At 46.6% G+C, this 24,086-nt stretch carries 13 protein-coding genes and 1 tRNA gene; 3 read left to right on the top strand and 11 right to left on the bottom strand.

Annotated elements, in window-relative coordinates; all coding sequences use genetic code 11:
• Positions 1 to 332 (top strand): hypothetical protein (locus QUF61_RS16060; protein WP_289682609.1); only part of this gene is annotated, 332 nt, incomplete at its 5' end.
• A 112-nt stretch (positions 333 to 444) separates the two neighbouring features.
• Here the strand turns inward: QUF61_RS16060 and QUF61_RS16055 are convergent.
• Positions 445 to 531 (bottom strand) — tRNA-Leu (locus QUF61_RS16055).
• Between the two features lie 122 nt (positions 532 to 653).
• Here QUF61_RS16055 and QUF61_RS16050 point away from each other — a divergent pair.
• Both QUF61_RS16050 and QUF61_RS16045 read left to right on the top strand, forming a co-directional pair.
• Positions 654 to 2,195: an NAD(P)H-hydrate dehydratase gene (locus QUF61_RS16050; protein WP_289682608.1), complete on the top strand. Its 1,542-nt coding sequence runs from the start codon at positions 654 to 656 to the stop codon at positions 2,193 to 2,195.
• A 202-nt stretch (positions 2,196 to 2,397) separates the two neighbouring features.
• Positions 2,398 to 5,328 carry an insulinase family protein gene (locus tag QUF61_RS16045; protein WP_289682606.1) on the top strand — a complete coding sequence of 977 codons (2,931 nt, stop codon included), beginning with the start codon at positions 2,398 to 2,400 and terminating at the stop codon, positions 5,326 to 5,328.
• Between the two features lie 53 nt (positions 5,329 to 5,381).
• Here the strand turns inward: QUF61_RS16045 and QUF61_RS16040 are convergent, their stop codons facing one another.
• The 10 genes from QUF61_RS16040 to QUF61_RS15995 form a co-directional block, all read right to left on the bottom strand.
• The gene (locus QUF61_RS16040; protein ID WP_289682604.1) at positions 5,382 to 5,906 is read right to left on the bottom strand and encodes a hydrogenase maturation protease; all 525 of its coding nucleotides are present in this window, start codon (positions 5,904 to 5,906) and stop codon (positions 5,382 to 5,384) included.
• Positions 5,893 to 7,359 carry a GTPase family protein gene (locus tag QUF61_RS16035; RefSeq protein WP_289682603.1) on the bottom strand — a complete coding sequence of 489 codons (1,467 nt, stop codon included), beginning with the start codon at positions 7,357 to 7,359 and terminating at the stop codon, positions 5,893 to 5,895. Before QUF61_RS16035 ends, QUF61_RS16040 begins: the two co-directional genes overlap by 14 nt.
• Complete coding sequence (locus tag QUF61_RS16030) at positions 7,356 to 8,621, bottom strand: GTPase family protein (RefSeq protein ID WP_289682602.1); 1,266 nt, start codon at positions 8,619 to 8,621, stop codon at positions 7,356 to 7,358. Before QUF61_RS16030 ends, QUF61_RS16035 begins: the two co-directional genes overlap by 4 nt.
• 2 nt (positions 8,622 to 8,623) lie before the next feature.
• Entirely contained in the window at positions 8,624 to 9,928 is a 1,305-nt protein-coding gene (locus QUF61_RS16025) for a Ni/Fe hydrogenase subunit alpha (protein ID WP_289682601.1), read from the bottom strand.
• A 2-nt stretch (positions 9,929 to 9,930) separates the two neighbouring features.
• A complete protein-coding gene (locus tag QUF61_RS16020) occupies positions 9,931 to 10,716 on the bottom strand; it encodes an NADH-quinone oxidoreductase subunit B family protein (protein ID WP_103919712.1) in 786 nt (261 codons plus the stop codon).
• A gap of 598 nt (positions 10,717 to 11,314) precedes the next feature.
• Complete coding sequence (locus QUF61_RS16015) at positions 11,315 to 17,701, bottom strand: transporter substrate-binding domain-containing protein (protein WP_289682598.1); 6,387 nt, start codon at positions 17,699 to 17,701, stop codon at positions 11,315 to 11,317.
• Positions 17,702 to 17,734: 33 nt separating this feature from the next.
• Complete coding sequence (gene hypE, locus QUF61_RS16010; RefSeq protein ID WP_289682596.1) at positions 17,735 to 18,787, bottom strand: hydrogenase expression/formation protein HypE; 1,053 nt, start codon at positions 18,785 to 18,787, stop codon at positions 17,735 to 17,737.
• The gene (gene hypF, locus QUF61_RS16005) at positions 18,747 to 21,029 is read right to left on the bottom strand and encodes a carbamoyltransferase HypF (RefSeq protein WP_289682595.1); all 2,283 of its coding nucleotides are present in this window, start codon (positions 21,027 to 21,029) and stop codon (positions 18,747 to 18,749) included. The genes hypE and hypF overlap by 41 nt, the downstream gene beginning before the upstream one ends.
• A 100-nt stretch (positions 21,030 to 21,129) precedes the next feature.
• Positions 21,130 to 22,254: a response regulator gene (locus QUF61_RS16000; protein ID WP_289682593.1), complete on the bottom strand. Its 1,125-nt coding sequence runs from the start codon at positions 22,252 to 22,254 to the stop codon at positions 21,130 to 21,132.
• The coding region (locus QUF61_RS15995; protein WP_289682592.1) for an ATP-binding protein at positions 22,245 to 24,086 on the bottom strand (1,842 nt) is incomplete at its 5' end. The genes QUF61_RS15995 and QUF61_RS16000, both read right to left, overlap by 10 nt.

The following is a 24,086-nucleotide window of genomic DNA, read 5'->3' as shown; positions in this document are numbered from 1 at the left end:
TACCTTTCGCTGAGTCTAAAAAGACCGGGAAACCTCAAGCCACGAAAAATGCGCATGTTTGCCTGCCCATCAGTCAGAAAGAATACTTTGAACTGGTCGATTGGACTGGGCGTTGTATTCGTGATGGTAAGCGTGGTGCTATTCCTGCACATATTCGACCCATTTTGCAACGTCTGGAAATTAAGCAAGACAACTGGATAGATGGCATACAGCATTACGGTAATCATTTTTATAAAGTTGTTGGCATTATGCGGCATTTGCTGGAAGAAACTGAACGGCAGGGGCGCAAATGGTTTAAGGGGCAAAGTGCTGCCCGGTTGTTATACCAATAGCTGATATTTTCATAGTTGCAACGCGGAAAAATATAAGTAGCATAAAAAAACCCGCATAACTTATGCGCTATGCGGGTTTTTCTACGTTGTGAAACGTTATGATTTAATAATTTGGTACCGAGGGTCGGACTCGAACCGACACTGTATTGCTACAACCAGATTTTGAGTCTGGCGCGTCTACCAGTTTCGCCACCCCGGCATACTTCTTAAGAAATATGAAGAAGGGGGGATTATATAGAAGCCTTATTCAAAAGACAATACCTAATGCTTTGCTGTACACTGCATATCACTTTAGGTTTAGTTTCAAGCGGAGTCAGACTGATGGATATAACAGCACGACAGGACAGCTTAAATCTTTTACCTCAAGCTTTGTATCGTGCAGCGCAATCTCAGGCCATTGATCAGCGGATTATTCAGGATCATGGCATGTCAGGATTGCAATTGATGGAACGCGCGGGCACTGCGGCATTTAATTGCTTGCAGGCGCAGTGGCCTGAAAATCGGCACATGACAGTTTTTTGTGGGGTTGGCAATAATGGTGGCGATGGTTATATTCTGGCACAACTAGCCCGACGCGCGGGTTATCGCGTAGTGGTATTGCAACTCGGTGATACGGCACAGATGACACAGGAGGCGCGGGATTGTTTATCTTTGTTAGAAAGAAGTGGTATTCACCCCAAACCCTTTGACGGCACTTTACCGGAAGATACCGAAATATTTGTTGATGCGCTGCTCGGCACGGGGCTGAAACGCCCGGTAACCGGGGAATGGGCGCAGGCAATTGAGTTGTTAAATGCGCATCCCGCGCCGGTATTATCACTGGATATTCCTTCTGGACTGAATGCTGATAGTGGCAGCATCATGGGCACAGCCGTAAGGGCTGATATGACAGTCAGCTTTATCACCCTAAAACGCGGCACAATGACGGGTGCTGGCAGTGATCTGTGTGGTATTCTGCGTTATAACGACCTCCATGCGCCCCTTGATGTTTTTGAAAAGATACCTGCCCAAACACAACGTCTGGGTTTAGATACCTTAAAAGCAGATTTACAGCGTTTTTTTCCACCACGCAGACGTAATACGCATAAAGGTGATTATGGCTCCTTGTTATTAATTGGCGGTGACTGGGGCATGAGTGGCGCGGTACAATTAGCTGCCAGAGCCGCAGCACGTTGTGGCACAGGAAAAATACGTATTGCCACCCGCCGTGAACATGCCGATATTTTAAATTTGCAACAGCCGGAATTAATGTGCAGCGGTATAGAAACCACGCAACCACTGGAAATGCTGTTTGCGCAAAATGATGTGATTGCCATTGGCCCTGGCATGGGGCAGTTTGGCTGGGCGCAGCAATGTTTTGATACCTTGTTGCAAGATCGCCAAAACAACCAGAAACCCTGGGTATTGGATGCTGATGCACTGAATTTACTGGCAAAAAAACCGATGCAACCGATGCAACTGGGGCCGGTCGTTTTAACCCCGCATCCTGGTGAGGCGGCGCGTTTACTGGGCTGCTCCATCCAGGAAGTACAACAGGATCGTTTTAATGCTGTGGTTGAAATTCAGCAACGTTATGGTGGCGTGTGTGTACTTAAAGGTTCGGGCAGTTTGATTGCTGATGGTGGTGAGCCGCTTTATGTTTGCTATGCAGGCAATCCTGGTATGGCCAGTGGTGGCATGGGGGATTTACTGACCGGTTTAATTGCCGGTTTGTTAGCGCAGAAAGTGCCTTTGGCAGCCGCTGCGCGACTGGGCGTTTGTCTCCATGCCTGCGCAGGTGATATTTGTGCTCAGCGTGATGGTGAACGCGGTTTATTGGCTAAGGATTTATTGCCAGAAATCCGACATTTATTGATGCTTTAGTATGGTAACAAAGTGCTTGTATTTTGTTACTACATTGTTACGTGCTTGCGTCTTATTTATTACCGCTTCATTTGTTGTTACAATGCTGAACCTGCATTTTTCCAAACAGTATTGCCATGTTTTGAAAACAGGTGATACAGCCCTAATAATTTAAGTAATTAAATTAAAGCAACCCGTAAAAACTTTTAGAGATATAAACTTAATGAGCCATTCCAGCTTTGAGCACCTGCGTACTGAATCAATTCCCAGCCTGAACCTGCAATTTGAAGAATATCGTCATCGTGTCACTGGGGCACGTCACCTGCATCTTGCAGCCGATGATAATAATAATGTTTTTCTGATTGGATTTTTAACCGTACCGGAAGATTCCAGCGGTGTGGCGCATATTCTGGAACATACCAGTTTATGTGGCAGTGAGCGTTTTCCCGTGCGCGATCCGTTTTTTATGATGACGCGCCGTTCCTTAAATACGTTTATGAACGCATTTACCAGTAGTGACTGGACGGCTTACCCTTTTGCCAGCCAGAACCGCAAGGATTTTTACAATCTGATGCAGGTTTATCTGGATGCTACTTTTTTTCCGAATCTTAATCCACTGGATTTTGCTCAGGAGGGTCACAGACTGGAGTTTGAAGAAAGTGAAAACCCAGAAAGCCCATTGATTTATAAAGGTATTGTTTATAATGAAATGAAAGGTGCGTTGAGTTCTCCAGTACAGTTTCTGTGGCAGAAATTCAGTGAAATTCTGTTTCCAACCACCACTTATCATTATAACAGCGGTGGCGAACCGGAAGACATCGTGAAATTAAGCTGGGAACAATTAAAAACTTTCCATGCCACCCATTATCATCCTTCTAATGCGGTATTCATGACCTATGGCGATTTGCCTGCCGAAAAACATCAGGCGTATTTTCAGGAACATGCCCTGGCACGTTTTGATAAGCCGGGTAAACGTCTGCATATCGTTGATGAAAAACGTTATACCCAACCGCTTGCGCAGGAAGTGGTTTATTCTCTGGATGAAGCAGACTTAAGCCATAAAACCCATATCGTATTAGGCTGGTTACTGGGACATAGCAGTGATCCGCTGGAAGCAATGAAAGCCCGCCTGCTGTCGGGAATCTTGTTTGATAACAGCGCCTCGCCCTTGACTTTGGCATTGGAAACCACCGACTTGGGCATGGCACCCTCGCCTTTATGCGGGGTGGATAGCCAAAGTCGGGAAATGATTTTTGTTGCGGGTTTGGAAAACAGCGATCCAGAACATGCGCAAGCCGTTGAATCCTTAATTCTGGATACTTTGAAAAAAGTTGCGGAAGAAGGCGTTTCCCAAGATGTGCTTGAATCGGTGTTACATCGCCTGGAATTGCAACAGCGGGAAATCTCCGGTGGGCGTATGCCTTATGGCTTGCAACTGATTTTGCAAACACTCAGCCCGGTTCTGTATGACAGTGATCCTGTTGCAGCCTTAAATATTGATCCGCAGTTGGCACAATTACGGGAAATGATCCTGCAACCCGATTTTATTAAAAACCTGATACAGGAATGGCTGCTGGACAACACCCACCGCGTGCGTTTGGTTATGAAACCTGATGCACAATTGCATCAGCGGCAACTGGATGCTGAAAAAGCCCAGTTACAGGCCATAAAAAAACAGTTGGATGCAGATAAAACCCAGAAAATTATTGAGCAAAGTAAGGCGCTGCAAGCACGTCAATTAGCCAAATCTGACCCGGAAATATTACCCAAAGTGGCCTTAAAAGATGTGCCTGATGAAATGCTCATTGCAGAAGGTCAACAACGCCGAGTACAGAAAATGCCGGTTTCCTGGTATGCCCAGGGGACTAATGGCATGGTGTATCAACACCTGATTGCTGAATTACCCGCGCTGGATGATAGCTTGCTGAACTTATTTCCATTCTATACGGATTGCCTGAATGAAGTGGGCGTGGGGCAACGCGATTATTTACAGACCCAAGCTTGGCAGTCTGCGGTCAGTGGCGGCATCAGCGCGGGTTATTCCAGCCGAATTGATGTCCATGATATTCAGCGTTTCAGTAGTTTTTTCACCTTTTCAGGTAAAGCGCTGCGCCGTAACCAAGATAAGCTGGTCAATTTATTACATGACAGTTTCACCCAGCCACGCTTTGATGAACTGGGGCGTTTGCGGGAACTTGTCAATCAGATTCGTACCAGCGTTGAACACAGTATGGTTTCCCGCGCGGGTGCTCTGGTGATGGATGCTGCAAGTAATGGTTTCACGCCGATGTCCGCCTTGTCTTCACAATGGGGCGGGCTGGAAAGTATTATCTACCTGAAAAAATTAGATGACGCTTTGCAAGATCCAGAGCAGCTACAAATTTTTGCTGGACAACTGCAAGCCATACATGAAGCCGTTGTGCAACAACCACAGCAATTATTGGTGATCAGCGAAGCCGATGCGCAACAGGAAATTGAACAGGCATTAAACAGCCACTGGTCCAGTGCAAACCACCAGGCGATGCCTAATCAAGAAAGTTTGGCGCAACGTTTACAGCAGTCTTTTACCACTAAAACCACGCGCCAGGGTTGGATTATCAGCAGTCAGGTCAGCTTTAATGCCAAAGCTTATCCCGCTGTTTATTATCATCATGCCGACGCACCAGCCTTGATGATATTAGGCGAATTTCTCAATAACGGTTATTTGCATCATGCGATTCGCGAGCAAGGCGGCGCTTATGGTACCAGTGCCGGTTATAATCCCAGCAGCGGTCTGTTTCGTTTTTCCTCGCATCGCGATCCGCATATGGTGGAATCTTTTGCCCATTTTGATCAGGCGCTGGAATGGCTGCAAAGCGATCAACATGAAACACGTTTATTGGAAGAAGCTATTCTCAGTGTTATCAGTCGCATTGATCGCCCAGGCTCTCCGGCGGGTGAAGCGCAAGGCGCATTTTTCAGTTTATTGTATGGACGCGACCCGGACAGTCGCCGTCAGTTTCGCCATCAATTACTGAATGTGACCCTGGCAGATTTGCAACGGGTGGCAAGCACCTGGTTAAAACCAGAGCAAGCAAATATTGCGGTTATCAGCAATAAAGAAAAACTGGAAAAATATGCACCAGCACTGGAATTGAATCTCATGACTTTATAAATCTGAGTTTTGCTTCAGGAATGGTGTGTAGTAAATTTCCCGGAATGCTTGACTCAGCGTTCCGGGAAATCTGGCTTCAATTTTTGAGAAACCATTGCCACAATACGTTGTTCAATTTGTGGCAGTGCCTGTTTTGCAATCAGGTTGTGATTTTGTTGTATTCCCGCAGCACCCATTGCAATCCCCAATAAGATCAACTCAGCCGGTAAAATACCTAAAACATTCCCCAAAGCCAGTGTTTCGGCAATGCCAAAACCATGACTGGAACAAAGTCCTTCCTGCTGTAATAACTGTGCCAGTGACAATTCAATCACGCTACCTGCGGTTTGTTCGCTTGCCAGGGCATCCAGCAAAATAACGCAATGGCTGCCCTGTAAATATTCCAACAAAGCCGGGCCGGGGCGATCATGCTTTGCAAAACAAATGCTCAGCTTTTCCTGCTCTAATAAACCCGCTTGCGTCAGTTGCTGTTGCAATTGATCAAGCAGTATCCAGCCAATGGCATCGGCACCAAAGGGGGAGCCGATACCAATAATTTTTAAGTCGCTCAGTTTGCGTGATCGGTTATTTTTTTGCATGAAATTTCGTTTGCTCAAACAAAACTTTTGCAGCTGCGTTAATGACTTGTCCACTGGTACGCGCCTGATTCCCCAGTTTCCGCCAGAATGCTGAATCTTCAGCATATCGTAAATGTGCGACATACTGGCTTTGGCGTGCAGCCGGTAAGCGCTCAAGTATCGCAGGAATAACGCCTTCCTCAATATTATAGGGCTGATGCAAAGCCACCGGAACCACATCATTCAGGGAACAGGGCAGTTCTTCAGCAAGGGTTTCCATCACCGCGCGAATACTCTTTGCTTTACCTTGTTGCGGGTTGACGATGTTATATGGTGGCTGCCATTTGCGCACGGGTGATAGCTTGTCGATGTGAGTGCATAAAATCAATAGCGGTGGCCGTACTTTTTCAGGGCGCTGCTGGAAATAATCTTGAAAAACTGTGACCAGCTTTTGATCAGGTTTGCGCGCAGCTTCATTAGCTTTGCACAACAGCAAAACAAAATCTGCCCGATCAAGTTCTTGTTCCAGATCTTTGGGTAAATCATCACTGTATCCCTTGCTATCGCAGATATTCAGTGCCGGCAGGCCATCACATTCCAGTTGATAGCAATCAAAGCCGCCGGTGGTTGGCAAAATATCTGCGGCGGCTGTAACATCACCAAACAACGCATTGATTAAACTGGATTTACCACTGTTACCTTGTCCCAGAACCAGAAAACGTAATGCTGTTTCCGGCAGTAACTCACCTTGTTGATGCCCACTATATAAATCAATGGCATGACGTACGATCCACTGTGTATAATTTTGCAACACCCAACGCAATAACTCCTGACCGGAAAAACTCAGTGTCTGGCCTAGCAGATAGTTGCGTAATTCATTTAAGACATGGGTTTGTGGATTCAGCAGCAGACTACCAAGACGTAGTATATTTTTTGCTTGCGTACCATAACGGCGGTAATAATCATGCAGATTTAACAATTGTCCGGCGGTTACTACATGGCTCAGTGGCACTTGTTCAGCCCCGTGCCGAATATCACGACATACCCGCTCAGCACTGTGAATCAATTCAGGCAAGGGTACGGCAAGGCGTGGTTCTTTTGTATCGGGATAATATTGCTGCGCAACTTCCAAACTGAGATCCAATGCCAGATGTAATAATTTATCCGGCAAAAATGCATCAACAGGATAATGCTCAGGATTAACCATCTGGACTCGGTTTTGTAGCTGCTTCCACACTGCCTGCTCATGTGGTGACCAATTCTGATTTTTTGCAGTAACTTCCGGTAGCTTAAAAAACAGCCCTTTCCACCAGTGACGCGCCGCCCATAACAACAGCGTTGTCACAGTTACGACCACCAGCCAGAGCAGCCACCAGTCATATAACCACAGCCACCACAAACCAGCAATAAAAGCACCTAACCAAGGCAGCAAAAATAACGTTACCAATAACCAGCCGCGCCAGGTTAGTGTCATTTTTTCTTCTCCTGATCCTGTTTCCACATATCTTTAATAAACTGCTTACCGCGTTCCAGATCATTGGCAAATTTTTGCTCAAATTCGGCCTGACTCATCACCTTACCCTGTGACAAATCTTCAAAATACTGGCATAACATATGACCCAAGGCATAAGTTGTCGCACCGGAATACACAGCGGTGACAGCCTGTCCGTAAATAGGGATAAGCTTCAGCAATTGTCTGCCACCTAATCGCAATAAATATGAACTGCCCAGCAAAGCGGCAATCTCGGCAAAACGTTCATAAGTAAATTCTTGTTCATAGATGGAAGCCAGAGACTGGAACATTTTAGTTTGTATGCTTAATACCACTGGCACACTAATCATTGGTATCGGCACGGCTTCAGCCGCAGCTGTCATCAAAGCATAACTGATGATGTGTGGATGTGCTGTGGTGGCATACTGGTTTTTCCGAGCATCCCGAAGCAAGTGGAAAATATTTTGCATCCCTTGCGGTAGCGCATCATCAAGCAAAACATCCCACAGCGCCTCTGCGCCATAGTTCGCAGGATAATAATTTTCCTCCTCATGGGTCAGGTCAACGACAACAAAAGAAATACCGTCTTGTCCCTCAAACCACTTTCGCTGCATTTGCAAAGAACGGCACAAATCATCAGGAATCAGTGGATTATCCAGCACATCATTAAATGGATAAGGCTGTAAATGCTCAAAATCTGCATCAGGATAAGCTTCATGCAGCGTTGTCTGCACCACGACAACAGGCCATTGCGAGTGTATTTTGCGAATCTCTCTCAGTGCAGTCAGCACTTCATCCTGGTTATGATCCATTGCTCGCAGCACAACCATCAAAATATGCGCTTGCTCCTGAAACTGTAATAAATCTTCAGCAGGATTATAAGCCACTTCACCCAAACCGCGAGTATCCAGAAATTTCAGCAAACAATCCTGGGAGGAAGGGAATTCATATAATTGGGCAGTACGTGTGCAGGCTTTGAAACCTTGTCCAATCTCCGCATCTTCACGCCCGGTCAAGGCACTGATAATTGAAGACTTTCCAGATTGCGTTTTACCCAACAACCAGATCACCGGTATAGGCAGTTTTTGATTGAGATCGTGCAGGATTTGCTCATTTTCTTCCGACTCAACGCTTGGAGACAGCACTTGTCTGGCTAAATCCTGCCAAAAGCCGGGAAGTTTTTGATACCAAGACTCGGCTTGCGCTGCATTTGTCTCTTTCGGTTCATCATCTGCGTTTGTCATTATCACCGCCTGATCTTAAGTTGTAGAAAATGCGTTGCACAGGAAATGCAGGGATCATAATTACGAATCACCTGCTCTGCGTGCAGACGTAATTGTTCATCCGTATGTTCCAGACCATAATTTTGTAATGATAAGGCAATATCTTGTTCCATGCGCGCCTGGTTTTGACTGGTTGGCGGTATAATCGTGGCACTTTGAATACGACCTTCAGCATCCACTTGATATTGATGCCAAAGTAAACCACGCGGTGCTTCAGAAGCACCTGTAGCAGTACCTGCAACCGGTTCAACAATTTGCCGGGATTGTTCCGGGACTTCATAATCTTTTAATAAACGCAGTGCTTCCAGCAGAATAAAGTGCAATTCAACCGCACGGGCAAGAATGCTGTGAAACATCATTTTACTGGGAAAGGTAATACCCGTAGCTTCCAGATTACTACGCACGGTATCAGGCAATTGTTCCAGGTTTAAATTCAAACGCGCCAAGGGGCCTACCAGATAAGGCTGTCCATTGAGCGCCGCATGTAAGGCGGTGGAATGGGGGGATTGAAATTCCTGAAAATGCTGGGCATAATCCTCAATAGGTACATTTAAGCCCTGATCAGAAACCAAATCACCGGCATAAATGGCGTATTCATCCGGGTGGCGCAAGGCAACGCTGATAAAGCTCTGTTCATCCTGTGGAAATTTCAATCCTGCGCACCAATGCACCAGTGCTTCCGCTTGCGGCAAAGCCGCTTGCAGACGCGCCCGGATTGCCGCCACTTTTTCAGCTTCCGGGGCATGATAAAAACCTCCCACGCAAATACCGACAGGATGCACTGAACGCGCCCCAAACAAGACCATCAAATCATTGCCCAGCCCCTGTAAAGACAAGCCACGGCGCACTTCCTGGGGGAAATCTTTAGCCATGGCAATGGCATTGTCAAACCCCAGAAAGTCCGGCGCAGCGAGTAAATGAATATGCAGACTGTGACTTTGCAGCCACTCGCCGCAATACATCACCCGCCGCATATCACTTACCCAGGGCGTTGGCGTATGCCCAAATAATTTTTCCAGCGCCTGTACTGCGCTCATTTGATAGGCGACCGGGCAAATACCGCAAATACGCGCCACCATGTCCAGCAAATCAGTATGGTGATAACCTTCAACAAATTTTTCAAACAAACGCGGTGGCTCAAAAATACGCAATTTCAGGTTTTTAATTTCACCCTGGCTAATATCCAGTTCCAGCGCGCCTTCACCTTCAACCCGTGCCAATACCGGCACGTTGATTCTCAAATCTCTGTGACTATTTGTCTGCTTCATGGCTATTTCCCCATGCTTTGGGCTTTTTGCCCAGCCTGCTCAAAGGCGGGTGCCTGACTGTTCATTAAATGAAAGCGTTGCTTTATCGCGGTGCTTGATAAACCAGCTTGAGTAAAACGCTGGCTTAAAGCTGCATCGTTGACCAGTTCTGCCGGGCCGTAACACGAATAACAGGCGCGCCCCAGCGAGGGACACAAAGCACCGCAGCCACCCAGTGTCACCGGCCCCATGCAAGGTTCATTTTTGCTCACTAATACACAACTATAACCTGCACGTTTACACTCTAAACATAAGGCCGCTGGTTCTTTAGCGGGTTTTACCCCGCTGAGTAAATCGCGCACCGCAGTAACCACTTGTTCTGAGTTGACCGGACAGCCCCAGATTTCAAAATCCACATGTACATGCTGCGCAATCGGCGTGGAATCCTGCAATAAAGAAATATATTCTGGCTTGGCGTAAATTGCTTTAATCCAGTGATTGCTATCTGTCATATTGCGCAACGCCTGTACGCCACCGGAAGTGGCGCAGGCACCGATACTGATTAAAAAACCGGTATTGGCGCGAATCGACTGAATACGTTGTAAATCCTCTTCCGTGGCAACACTGCCTTCAACCAGAGCAATATCGGCATAACGATCCGGGGCCATTGGCCCGGCTTCAGCAAAATGAATAATATCGATTAATTCTGCCAAATCCAGTAACGGTTCACCAAGATTTAACAAGGCTAATTGGCAACCATCACAAGAACTAAATTTATGTACTGCCAAACAAGGTTTTTGCGTATTCATCAGTAACTCCTCATTTTCTAGTCAATTTATTTTCCATGCACAAGGTTAAAACCTTCGCCTTTCAGGCGAACAGATTTATCTCTAATGTTTAACGGTAAAACTTAAAATATGGGTTTTAGCACTAACACCCCAAAGGGGTATTTTAATATAGCCTGGGGCAACGCCCCACTGCTATTAACTTAAGACTTTTGGTTAAAAATTATTGCTTTATTCTCATTGGGTGAGCAAGTATATCCCTGAAAGGGATAAGCATACCAGCCTGGGGCAGCGCCCCAGGTAGGTTGTTTTGTTGAATTAGAGCCCTTTCAGGGCTCTGGTATCATCACATTACACACCCAGGGCGTTGCCCTGGGCTGGTATGTTATACCCCTTTGGGGCTGGCTGAATATTTTCTTAAGTTAATGGTAGTGGGGCAACGCCCCAGGGAGAGAATGACACGGATACAATTCCAGGGGTGTTACCCCTGGCTATATTAATGCACCCCGTTGGGGCTAAACAACAGGGCTTGTCTGCCCTGTATCTCGGCTTTCAGCCACCAAACGCTCTAACCCACCCGTCTTTTAGCGGGTGGTTGTTTATTGCCTCAATTTATTGCCAATCAGTTATGCAATGCCTGCTCACATAATACCATTAAGCGTTCATACTGATAATTATCTACCAGTTTATGAATTTTATTTGTAATATCAGGATGTTGTTGCTGAAAAGGTGTTATGATTTCCAGCATTTCTTCAGTATTAAGCTGTAACACGGCATCCAACAAAGCATGTAATACATTTTGTGGCAATTGCGCCAGTTCTTTGGCACTTAATGGTGTGTGGACAGTTTTTTGCGGCACCGGCTTTGACTGCGCAAGCACATAACGCACATTCAGGTGTTTTTCTAAAGCACTGAATATCTCATCGGATTTAAAGGGTTTGCTGACGATATGATCACAACCAGCAGCCAATACCTGTGCTTGTTGATCCAGAAAAGCACTGGCTGTCACTGCGGCAATTTTGACCTTATCACCCCCCGGTAGTTTGCGAATCTGACGTGCTGTTTCGTAACCATCCATGATCGGCATACGCATATCCAGCCAGATAAAATGCGGTGTCCAGTTTTGAAACTGGGCAATGGCTTCCACGCCGTTGCCAGCTTCACGCAGTTGAAAACCAACCGGTGCCAGTAAGCTGCTTAATAAAGCCCGGTTGTCAGCATCATCATCGACTATCAGTATGCGCCACGGGGTTTGTTCATTTTCCAAACCCACGACATTCAGCGGCATTTTAACCGCCTTGGCGGTGCCTGCCATCAGCGGAATTTCAAACTGAAAACAACTACCACTTCCAGGGGTACTGCTTGCCGTGATTTCCCCCCCCATTAATGCAATAAAAGAACGTGAAATTGCCAGACCCAGACCCGTACCTTTGTGTTCTGATTGCTCCGATGAGGTCGCTTGGGCAAAGGGGTCAAAAATGCTATTCAGGTCTTTAGTGGTAATCCCCATACCTGTATCTTCAATCGTCACCTGTAAACGACCACAGTTTTCGCTTGAGCTTGTGGCAATACAGGTGGCTCGCAGCTTAATCTCTCCCTGTTGGGTAAATTTGAGGGCATTACCTAACAGGTTAATCAGTACCTGACGCAATTTACCCTGATCGGTTTTAATATACAAAGGCGTATTATTATTGCTCAGGTGTAATTGTAGATGAAAAGCCAGACCTTTGTTCTGTGCGCGAAAACAAAACATTTCCGCCAGATCCTGAAACATTTGCACTAAATCAAAAGAGGCCTGTTGCAGTTCAATTTTACCGGCTTCGATTTTAGAGAGATCCAGTACATCATTGATCATTGCCAACAAATGCTCACCTGCGCGATTAATCGTATTCAGATTATTACGCTGGGTTGTATTAATTGTCGTATCCTGCACCATGATCTGAGAAAAACCCAGAATGGCATTAAGCGGGGTGCGCAGTTCATGTGACATGTTTGCCAGAAAAATGCTCTTGGCGTGGTTAGCGGCCTCAGCGGCGTCTTTGCTTGCTTCAAGTGCCTGCTCTGCAAGTTTACGTGAGGTGATGTTTTCATGTGCCACCACCACACGCACCGGGCCATCATCGGCAAAGCGGCTCACCATCATCACAAACCAACGCTGCTGTGTAGGTGAATGACAGGGATATTCCAGCATGAATGTTTTCTGCTTTCCTTGCAACACCGCTTGCAAACCAGCAGCAACAATTTCCGCTTCTTTGCTGTTCCGGGTACTGGCGGCTTTACACAGCCTCACATAATTAGTACCTATGCCATAGTGAGGTAATACCGGGGGGTTAGCCTCAGAAAACTTGCACCAGGCACGGTTAACCGTGAGTATCATACCCTTGGCATCAAGTACGCACAGGTGGGCGGTCAAGGCATCAATGGTTTCACGCGCAAATAATTCCGCCACCCGCAGTTTTTCCGCTGCACTACGCGCAGTCTGCTCAGCTTTTTTACGGTGCTTGACTTCAGCAGATAAACGCCAGTTCCAATAAATAAATATGGCAAATAACAGCGCAATTGCAAGCAGAATTTTCCAGAATAATACATAATCAAATCTGGGTTGATCGTGTAAGTAGATCCAGCGTTGGTAGATGCGATTATGTTCTGCCTCAGGAATCGTATTCAAGGCCTTGTGCAGAATAGAGCTCAGCAGCGGTAAATCCTTACGCGCTGCCATCGCTTGCTCATTAGCGTAAGTGGTCTTACCCGCCACTTTCAGTTGTAACAATTTCAGTTCTCTCACATAATAAGCAGTGGTCAGTATATTATCTGCAAATGCATATACCTCACCTTGCGCCAGACGCTGCAAGCCTTCAGGAATATCTTTAACCGCAACCAATTGAATACCTGGGTGATCACTTGCCAGCATTTCTTCTATCGCATAACCTGAAACCACCGCAACCTTTTTCCCGCTCAATTCTTCTGCATGACCGATATAGTGAGTTTCAGAACCGGTAAAAAAAGCGATAGGCACGGAAAGATAGGGTTCTGTAAAATTCACATAACGCGCCCGTTCCGGGGTTTTCCGCACTGAAGAAAACATATCTAACTGTCTGGCTTTTACCGCTTTTACAGCTTCCTGCCAGGACAATCCCTGCGCAGGTTCAAAACGCACGCCCAGCAGCTTTTCCAAATGTTGCAGATAATCAGCGGAGATGCCTTGTAAGCGCCCCTGTTTATCGATAAATTCCAGTGGTGCCCAGTCAGGATCAACCGCAACACTTATCACTGGGTGTTGACTCAACCAGTGTTGCTCTGCAATCGTCAAGCCTAACTGTTGCAGATTCACCTTCTCTTGCGGTTGCAATGTCCATTTTTGTAAGATTTCCAGGCGCTGGTAGTGGGGAATTATCGCCAGCGCTTTGTTAATGATGCCCTGTAATTCCGGCCAGTCTTTACGAATGGAATATAATAATGGCAGTTTGCTGTCAGGTATCACAAACGCAACATCAATATTAAAAAGCATATGCTCCAATAGTTGCAGACGAAAATTAATACCTTGAATGACTGCGCTGACATCACCTTTCAGCAACAGATGTATCATCTCATCATTGTTTGTTACTGGCACAGGAATAGCCGCATATTTTTTTAATAGTTTCTCATCAACCAGACTGCCTTGCTGAAATGCCACCCGTTTTCCTGTCAAGGCTTGCATACCCTTGGTTTTGTTCAGCATTTCTTTATGCGTGTAGATATATTTATGTACGCTGTAAGGACTATCGCTGAATAGAAAATCCGTCGCACGTTCCGGGTGTCGGGTGGATATCAGCAGACCATCAATTTTCCGCTGTCGGGCTTGCTCTACCATATCAACCCATGATCCCAGCCTAATCTGGATATTCAAACCGCTGAGTTGATTAATTTGTGCCAATATATCAGCCTCAATACCCGTGATACTGCCATCAGGGTTAGGTATCACATAAGGCTGCCAGCTTGCATCCGTACCAAATACAATCTCAGGGTGATTTTTAATCCAGGCTTTTTCAGTAGGACTCAAGTGAAGCTTGGGTTTATCTGTTGCTGTATGCAGCCATTTCAGTTTTAAGGCTTGGAATTGTCTGTCAGATAAGGCAGTCAGCGTTTTATCGATAGCTGAATGTAGCAAAGGCAGTTGTTTACTGATACCAAAACTAAATTCCAGATTACCGAGGCTTTCTGCTGGTAACTCACCGGCAATTTTAAGATCATTGACCATGCCTTGATATAAGTAATAACCGGCATGAACTGCATTACCGATATAATAATCCGCTTCTTGTGAGCGCAGCATCCGCAACGCTTCGTTAACAGAGTTTACCAACAACATATCCAGATGCGGGTAATGCTGTTGCAGCACTTGTGTCTGTTTAAAATCCTTAACCAGAACAATACGTTTGCCTTCAATATCTTGAAATGTCTTAATCGCGGGACTGTTAATACGGCCTAAAGCAACAAATGATGTGGTTAATATTGATTTGCTGGCTAATACAAAATCTCTGTCTGTGGTATGTGAATAGTTATTAAGCAGATCAAGTTCTGCATTTTTCAGCGCCTGCAATGAATCACTGTAACTTAAACCCCGTATCCACTGAATCTCAAGATCCAGACTATTGCTGACTTGTTCTAGTAGTTCATTGACATAACCTTGAGCCTGTCCTTCTACCAAAAAGGTCAGGGGTGGCTGATGCTCAATTAAAGGCACGCGCAATGGTGGCAAGGATTTAAGGAAAGTTTTCTCCGCTTCGGTCAAATCAGGTGTGACTTGAGTGGCATCTATTTGATTCCATTTCGCAAGAATATTTGCTTTCCGGGCTTCGCTCAGATGTTGAATGGCCTTATTTAAGATGCCCTGCAAGATGGTCTGTTCAGGATTAAGGCCAATATGTATGCCGACATCGATTTCAGCAACAAAGGCAATAGCCAAATCCACCATCAGATATTGATTAAGTAAATAGGGATAGGCAAGATGCCCCATTATTGCATCAGCCTCACCGGTCATAAGCTGGCGCATCTGCTCTAACGGAGAATCAGCAAAGATTATCTCCACCTCATCTATTTTGCTTAGATAGCTTATATAAGCCTGAAAATCAGACAAAATAGAAATTTTTCTGCCCCTGAGATCCACGTCTTGCCTGATGAACGCAAGATTATCTTTGTGGGTAAAGACATAAAGTGGTGTATTCAGGTAAGCATCCGTTAACAAGTACTGGCGTTGATATAATGGGGTTTTCGTAAGCGTGCCATGACCATATAAAGCTTTGTCTTTGTGCTGCTGGTGCGCATCCGACAAGCTTTCAAATAACTCAAGTTCAATCCGTTGACCAATCGCTTGACTGAAATGCAGGAACAAGTCTGGAATGATGCCACTGACTGAACCATCCTGATTTTTGATTACCAATGGTGCCTGATCCAAATACGTCGTTAATTTAATCTGTGGATTTTGTTTTAACCAGGCGCGTTCCTCCTGGCTCAGATCAATGGCTAAACTTTGAAGGTTTCCCATACCCGCCAAGCCTTTCAACCACTTGTCTTCAACCCGTTGACGCTCCTCCGGGGTGATACTGCGCATGGCTTTTTGCATGATATTGCGCAACAAGGGTTCATCCTTGCGCACCATAAAAGTATCCTGATTGGGTTTATCAGTAAAAAATCCCGTCACTTTCAGATCACTCAAATCCTGTTGATAGCTGAAATAAGCCGCAACGGGCAAGCTGGTGAGCAAATAGTCATATTCCCGGAAGTTAAGTTTAAGCAGGCCGACTAAGGCACTGGATACTTCCACTATCTCAATTTGTGGATATTTTTCTCTGATAAATTCAATTTCTGCCGACCAATCAGCGCTAACCAACAATTTGTTGCCTGCCAGATCCTCAATTTTTACGGGTTTTTCTATGTCTTCGTGACTAATAAATACAGTTTTAGCATCATAAAAAGGCAAATCAGAAAATATAAATTGCTTGAGTAATGCTTCAGAGGGAATGCTGCTACCGATAATATCAGCTTCATGACTATGCACAGCGGCAATTGCCTGAGAAAGGTTCTCCTTACGCACGACCTCCAAACGCACATCCAGACGTTCAGCGATAATACGCATATAATCTGCCACCAATCCCTGATAATGCCCTTGCCCATCAAAAAATTCCAGTGGCGGGGAATCAGGATTGGGTGCAATGCGTAATACGGGATGTGCATTCAACCAGGTTTGCTCTTTATCTGTTAAAGCAATGTGATTTTTAGAATATTGAACACTGTTTTCATAGCCCTGCCCAAGATGGTGATGAATGATTTTATAATAGTTTGAAGCCGGATCGCTTTGCTGCTTTTTAAGATAATTATCAAGCGCGGTTAACAGGTGCGTTTTACGCCCTTTTTTGGTGCCATAAGCAATACTGTGAGGGAAAAAATATAAGGGGGTACGTTGCAGTGCAAAGCTTTTTTCTCGAATCAAACTGGCAAAATACTCTGTTACCAGCGCATCAGCCTCACCATTCGCGACCTGTTGAAAGGCGGCTAAATCTGAATCAACTTCCTGCAATACAGGTTGGATACCCAGTTTATTAATGATTTCCTGAAAAGCCTGAAAATGAATATCACCACGCAGCCCAACAACTTTGCGTTGCTCAAGATCAGCCAATGAAACAATGTTCAGTCCCTGCTGGCTATATATTTGTGCAAAAGTGGATACTACCGGCTCATGATTAAAATCAAAACGGGCTTGACGGGTTGGACTTGGCGTAAAAGAAGGTAATAAATCAATTTCTTCCGCTTCCAGGCGGTCTAAACCCGCCTGCCAGCTACCAGGGACATAATGTAGTTCCCAGTTTTCCTGGGCTGCAAGCTGTTCAAGGATTTCTACAAAAATACCGCCTGTTTGGGGAGAAAGCGATACCAGTGGCGGATGATCAAATAAACCAACACGCACAATTTCTGCCTCTGCCGCATAAAGAAACGCGCTGAAAAGCATAACAAGCCAGAATTGGAAAAATTTCACGACTGAACCTTTCACATTGCTTTTACCCCCCCCCTAACAAATTCTCGGCAAGGGATCATCTTCCAGCGCTTCCAGTACCCGCTCGCCACCTAAGGGCGTTTCCAGTAATACCAGTGCTTCTGCGCTTTCTATTCGCCCGATAATCGCCGCATCTTTTCCCGCAGGCAGTTGTTGCCAACGCTGAAGCACTATTGCGCTGACATCCGCTTTGACTACTGCCACCACGCGTCCTTCACAAGCCAGGTACAAGGGATCATAACCCAAAATTTCACAAATTGATGATACAGAATCCCGTACCGGGATTTGGTTTTGCTGTAGACGCAGGCATGAGCCGGTAGCATTGGCAATTTCATAAGCCACAGTTGCCAGACCGCCACGGGTTGGATCACGCAGGAAATGCACGCCCGACAGACCGGATAAGGCTTTCACCAAAGGCAAAACTGAAGCAGAGTCAGATAATAAATCCCCGTGCAGACCAAAATCCTCCCGTGCCAGCATCACTGCCGCACCATGATCCCCCACGCTGCCACTAACCAGCACCACATCACCCGCTTCAATATTGTTCATGTGTAATTGCAGGCCGGGATCGGTCTGTCCAACGCCAGTGGTAGCAAAATAAATACCACCACCATGACCACGCGGCACTACCTTGGTATCCCCTGCAACTATCATGACGCCTGCCGCCTGCGCCGCTTCAGCCATTGCCACTACGCAACGCTCCAGCACCGCAACTTCCAGCCCTTCTTCAAGTATTGCGCTAAGCGTGAGATAGCGCGGAGTCGCCCCGGCAACTGCCAAATCATTCACCGTACCATGCACCGCCAGGGAGCCAATATTGCCGCCGGGAAATTCCAGCGGTGTCACCGCAAAACCATCAACGCTGATATACATCGCACCCGGCAAAGCGCCAACCTGTACTGCATCCGCTTCCGTATCCAGCCCTGCTGCCTGCGCACTTAAATGTGCAGCAAATACCCACTCAATGAGTTCACGCATATAAACGCCACCATTACCATGCGCCAGCCGGATATGCGTATCCGTTAGCTTAGCGCCGTGTTTGGGCGGCGTATTCGATGAGTTGTCCATAACTTAATCCTCCATCATTTGTGGGTATTGCAGTTGCCAACAGGCATTCTACGTCCTGAGCCTGCATTAAGGCTTTGATGTTTTCACTCAGCAGACGATTTTGAAAAACACCACCTGCCAGACCCAGCCAGTGAATATCATGTTTCTGAGACAGTTGTTGATATAAATGTAACGCACTATTAGCCAGTATACGATGTAATAAACCAGCACGCTGTGCAGGGCTGTAGCGGGTATTTTTCAGCAGGTAAAACAGTGGCTCCCAATCAAAGCGTAACACATCACCCATTTGAAGCAACGCTAAATACGCCCTGGTCTCTACTGGTGTCTCTAGCGACTCAGCCAAGGCTTCCAAACGCATGGGCGCTTCACCATCATGCGAGGCATATTCTAACAAACCCAACATGGCGGCGGCGGCATCAAACAAACGCCCAACAGCACTGCTGGGCAGGGTATTGATGCGCCGTAACCAAGCCTGATGCGCCAAGGCCAATGCCGGTTTATTATCTGTTGACTGCGCATAAGGCAAACCCAGTTCCCAATGCAAAGCCGCCGCGCTACGCCAGGGTTCCAGCCCCAGCTTATCGCCGCCAGCCAGATGAAACGGGCGAAAACTGGCAACCCGCTGCCAATCACCGGGGCAACCCAAAAAAGCCTCACCACCCCACAAACTGCCATCATCGCCTAAACCCACGCCATCCCAAGTCAACACCAGTCCCCTATCTTCACGCCCGTGCTCTCCCGCTAGGGCAGAAGCATGGGCGCGATGATGGGAGATAGGAATCAGCGGCAAGGGTTGTGCTTTAGCCCAGCGGCTGCTGGCGTATTGAGGATGGGCATCAGTCAGCAATGCCTCGGCTTTTACTTGATATAAAGCCTGTAAATCAGCAATGACCTGCTGAAATACCAACATACTGCGGTGTGCGCTCAAGTCACCGATATGTGGCGAAACCACCAAACGCTTACCCCAGGCCAAAGCCACGGTATTTTTTAAGTGACCGCCCAGCGCCAGCACCGGCTGCGGCAAGCTATGTTTTAACGCCCATTCCAGTGGCGCGCTACCACGCCCCAGACGGATGCGGCGCGGCTTACCCGCAATCAAACGCGAAACACTGTCATCGGCAGGGCGTACAATGTCCCGGTTATGGCTTAAATAGCCATCAACCACAGCACTTAAACGCTGTTTCACGGCATCATCATCCGTCAGCACCGGCTCGCCGCTGATATTAGCGGAAGTGGCAACCAGGGCATGACCAAAATCAGTACTCAGCATCTGATGAAACGGCGATGGTGGCAGCATCACGCCCAATTCCGATAAACCCGGCGCAATATTCTCAGCAACTGCTGAGGGTATTTTTTTGGGCAGTAAAATAATCGGGCGCGCCGCATCCTGTAACATAAGCGCACTATTTGCATCTAAGGCCACCAGCGTTTTAACCGTTTCCAGTCCATCTGCGCCGGTGGCAGGCAATAACAACGCCAGCGGTTTATGTGGACGATGTTTGTTATCACGTAATTTTTGTACTGCCTGGGCATTATGCGCATCACACATCAGATGATACCCACCCACGCCTTTGACCGCCAATATCTGCCCCTGCTTTAAGGCGGTGACTGCCGCCGCCAGCGCGGATGCCGTGTCTTTTATTAAAACATTATCATTTTGAAAACATAACTGTGGGCCGCAATCCGGGCAGGCATTGGGTTCGGCATGAAAACGCCGGTTTGAAGGCGCTTCATATTCCAGCAGACAAGGTGGACACAAGGGAAACACCGACATACTGGTATTTTTACGGTCATAAGGCACGGTGCGGATAATGGTATAACGTGGGCCGCATTGGGTACAGTTGGTAAACGGATAACGATAACGCCGATCCAGCGGGTTAAGCAACTCCCGCTCACAATCCGGGCACATTGCCTGATCCGGCGGGATATGGATAAGCGCCTCCCCCGCTGCATTGCTGTCACGGATGCAAAAATCAGCAAAGCCTTCATCAGCCACCACAATTTTCTGCGTGATTTCCGGCCTTGCCAGCGGCGGGGCTTTAGCAATCAAATCCTCACAAAACTGTGCCAGTTGCGCCGCTTCACCTTCAACATGAATATCCACCAAACCCACGCTATTACGCACCCAGCCTTTAAGCTGATGTGCAAGCGCAATGCGATAAACAAAAGGACGAAAACCCACGGCTTGCACGCGACCGGTGACTTGTAGTTTTAATGCAGTTTGTGGCATATCGTTTTTCATAAAAATAGTTTCACTGATAATACCCTTCAAGGCGTATTATTCATCAGGTATTTGGAAGTTATTTACCTGAAAAACGATAGGGGCTGCACAATTAAAACAATCAATCTGCCAGCACCACTTTCATTTTCATTAACATGTGTTGATAAATGTCCTCCACATCCAAAGCGCGGGTGGTACAACCTGCGCGCACAAAAAAGTATTTCTGTGGATTACCATTTTTATCTTTAGCGCGGGTAAAGGCGGGAGAACCGGCTTTTGTTACCCGTACAATACAGATAGTCTTGGTGTTTATGGACTGAAACTCAATTTTGACAAATTGCATAAAAGCCGCGCCGATGCGCTCCGTCATTAATCCCACCAGTTTTTGCTCAAAACCATCCAAATCCTTGCGTTTTCCCAGTAAGGCAATGTCAGCATCCAGACCAAATATATTGCCGTTATCTTCCACACCAATGAGCAGGATGCCTCCATTACTGTTAAGAAAAGCGGCGATAGTTTTGATGGAAGACATCACTACCGCCTCATTTTTATTGTTGTCTCGTACATTACACTGCAAGGTGCTTTTAAACTCCAGGTGCTCACTTTCGCCACGTTTGATCAAGTCATCCACAGGCAATTGCTCCAGAGCTTCTTCCTGGACTTGGTGAATCACTGGAATCAGCAAGGGCAGTTTACGCTCACGGATGCGTTGTCGTAGCGCAGCTTCATCCGTATCAGTATCAATGACGCTGTTATTGAGTACGGCAATATAACGTCCGGCATACTCTTTCAGTAGTTGTTCGCGGTGATTTTGAATCCACAGCTCATCCTTGCGGTTGCCCCATTGTTCCGAATAAATCAAGGCATCGCGGATGGATTCGTGCAAAATGGCGAACACGTCACCGCGTGAATTCTTGGAAATATAATCCCAGGTTCCTTCCCTAAAAGCACGGCGACAGTCGTTGACGTTATCATTGGCGGTGAGAATGAGCACGATTGAGGTGATGTTACGCGCCTTGATTTCATTAAGTACCCAAAAACCACCTCCACGATCATCCCCCATGCGCATGTCGGCGACAATGACATCAAAATAAGATTCAGCCAGCATCGCCTGGGCGGCTTCCGAAGTTTCCGCCACCGCAATTTCCTGATAGCCGAAATCTTCCAGTGATTCCCGCAGCAGCGCCAGATAGCGGGGATTATCTTCCACCAATAGCAAACGCGCATCAACGTGGTTCAATTCCATTGTTTTGCTCCATAAGGCAAATAGATTTCAAAGCGGCTACCCTGCTGCCCGGTTTCCAGGATATAACCTTTCATGCTTTGCACAGTACGTTTAATAATAAACAAACCCAAACCGCTGCCCTCTTTAGAGGTGGTTTTCAGCGGTAGGAAAATCCAGTCTTTTTTATCCCTGGGAATACCCTTGCCATTATCTGAAAATAAGATACTCAGATATTTTTTTTGTAGCGGCAGCTTGCCAGATAACATAGACCCTGGCAGCTTATCAATATCCCTGGCACTGATACGCAGACACAAATCACTTTGCCCGGTATTATGTTTAATGGCGTTATCCACCAGTTCTTTGATAAACGCTTTGATTTTCTGCTCGTCACCATAAAATTCGGTATCTGCGTTGTTAATATCCAGCACAATTTCCGCATTCTCTATGCGTGGGTTTTTTCGCCAGTTCTCAAACAAACACCCCACCGGAAAAGTTTCCATACGCAGTTCCACACTTTCATTCACTGATTTCAAATCATTCAGGGCGCTCTCGGTAAATTCCACTTGTTCCAATAAATTTTTCAGCCGTTGATTGTCAGAATCACGTAAGAGCCTGCGTACCCGTTCCTTGACTACGGCAATTTCATTATTGACAAAATCCACGATGTCATGGGCGGTATCGGAAATTGCCTGGATAATATGCTGGTAATTATCGGCAAGAATATGTGCCAGTTCGGTTTTTGCTGCACTGCGCCGTTTAACAATCCCAGCAGAAATCCCCTCAATCAATTCAACGATTGCATTGATTTGCACTGACTCAGTTTTTGCCGCGATGCGTTGAGCAATACCTTTTAAGATACTGATTTCATTTTGTATCTTGTGGTACATGGTACGGTTGAGTAATTCCAAATCATATTCTTCATCGGCCTTGCTGTCATTATGCAGCCTGAAGTGGTTTTCATTGTCCAGATTCATTGAAAATAAGTTGAATGCTTGTCGATAACCGGGGGTATGTGGCGTAAAATCGCGTAGAATTTCGAGTGCCTCTTCACTATAGGGGTTTACTGCCAGAATATTTTTAGCCGCCGTTAAGCGAGCAACTGGTTTATGTCCGGCATAACGATCCATTGCCAAGTCAAAATAGTGGCGGCTGTCATTCTTTTTCCCTAAACGATAATACAAACGCCCCAGGTTCAGATAAATAAAACCCACATAACTTGGTGTCTGTTTGTCCAGATTGATTTTCTGGAAGTTCTCCAATGCTTGTTGGTATTTTCCCATTTTTTCTAATAATGCCGCCTGACTGGTCAAAGTCACCGGGTTATCGTCTTTAATCGCCAGTGACTGCTCAAACAACTCAAAGGCGCGTTCAGGCTGATTGGCATTTGCCAGCGCCGTGGCGTAGCTGTTCAGAGTCACTGTGTCATCGGCTTTAATCGCCAGCGATTGCTCAAACAACTCAAAGGCGCGTTCGGGCTGACTGGCATTTGCCAGCGCCGTGGCGTAGCTGTTCAGGGTCACTGTCTCATCGGCTTTAATCGCCAGCGACTGCTCAAACAACTCAAAGGCACGTTCGGGCTGATTGGCATTTGCCAGCGCCGTGGCGTAGCTGGTCAGGGTCACTGTGTCATCGGCTTTAATCGCCAGCGACTTGTCGAACAACTCAAAGGCGCGTTCGGGCTGACTGGCATTTGCCAGCGCCGTGGCGTAGCTGGTCAGGGTCACTGTGTTATCTGCTTTAATCGCCAGTGACTGCTCAAACAACTCAAAGGCGCGTTCGGGCTGCTTGGCATTCGCCAGCGCCGTGGCGTAGCTGTTCAGGGTCACTGTGTCATCCGCTTTAATCGCCAGCGA

This window comes from Candidatus Venteria ishoeyi (genome assembly GCF_030378065.1).
Classification (GTDB): Bacteria; Pseudomonadota; Gammaproteobacteria; order Beggiatoales; family Beggiatoaceae; genus Venteria; species Venteria ishoeyi.
The sequence above is the reverse complement of the archived record's forward strand: the minus strand, read 5'-3'. Positions and strand labels throughout refer to the sequence as shown.